Origin of the sequence: Fibrobacter sp. UWOV1 (genome assembly GCF_900142495.1) — a bacterium.
In the GTDB taxonomy this organism is placed as follows: Bacteria; Fibrobacterota; Fibrobacteria; order Fibrobacterales; family Fibrobacteraceae; genus Fibrobacter.
On record NZ_FRBA01000029.1, the window covers coordinates 1 to 1,115 of the forward strand.

Annotated in this window: 1 protein-coding gene; it reads left to right on the forward strand. The window is 62.6% G+C overall.

The features are described 5' to 3' along the window. Positions 1-1,115, forward strand: a 1,115-nt coding sequence (gene istA / locus BUC02_RS15580) for an IS21 family transposase (protein ID WP_073324113.1), incomplete at both ends; no start/stop codon positions are given.

Here is a 1,115-nt window from a genome sequence, read left to right on the forward strand (position 1 = left end):
ATCGACTGGACGCATGCCGAGAGCATGGATGACGCGACAATCGAGAAGGCGCTCTTCCCCGACAGGAAACCGGCACAGCCTAGCCACACGATAGACTTCGAGTACATCCGCAAGGAGCTGCTTCGGAACGGCGTGACGAAGAAACTGCTGTGGGCCGAATACTGCGAGAGCTGCCGGCTCTGCAACCGCGATCCGCTCATGTACTCGCAGTTCTGCCACTACATCCAGCAGGAGGAACAGAAACGCAGGGCGACCATGCACATCCCCCGCCGCCCCGCGGAAACCGTGGAGGTTGACTGGGCCGGGGACCCGGCGCATGTCATCGACCCGGACACGGGTGAACTCATGGACGCCCACCTGTTCGTCGCGACGCTGCCGTACAGCCAGTACACCTACGTGGAGGCGTTCACTGACGAGAAGACGAAGAACTGGATCAGGGCGCACGTGCACATGTACGAATACTTCGGCGGGGTGACCACGATGCTCGTCCCCGACAACTGCACGACGGCGGTAAACCACTCCCGCAGCGACTGGTACACGGCGCAGCTGAACCGGACCTACGGCGAGATGGCGGAACACTACGGGACGGCCGTCGTCCCTGCAAGGGTGCGCCACCCCAAGGACAAGGCGAGCGTCGAGGGCAACGTCGGCAAGATATCCTCGTGGATAACGGCCGCGCTGCGCGACGAGGAGTTCTTCTCGCTCGCGGAACTGAACGAAGCCATAAGAGAACGGCTGGAGACGTTCAACGCGCGCCAGTTCCAGAAGAAGGAATGCAGCAGGCGGGACATCTTCGAGAGCGAGGAACGTCCCCTGCTGAAGCCCCTTCCCGCCACACCCTTCGAAGTGGCGGAGTGGAAAACGTCGACCGTCCAGTTCAACTACCACATCGCCCTGGACGGGATGTACTACTCCGTACCCTACCAGTATATAAAAAAACAGGTGGAATCGCGCGTGACCGACACCGCCGTGGAGGTCTTCTACGGGCACGAACGCGTCGCTAGCCACGCGCGGCTGCGCGGAAGGCCCGGCCAGTACTCCACGGTGAAGGCGCACATGCCCGAGGGCCACCGGGAATACCTCGAGTGGGACGGCGACCGGTTCCGCCGCTGGGC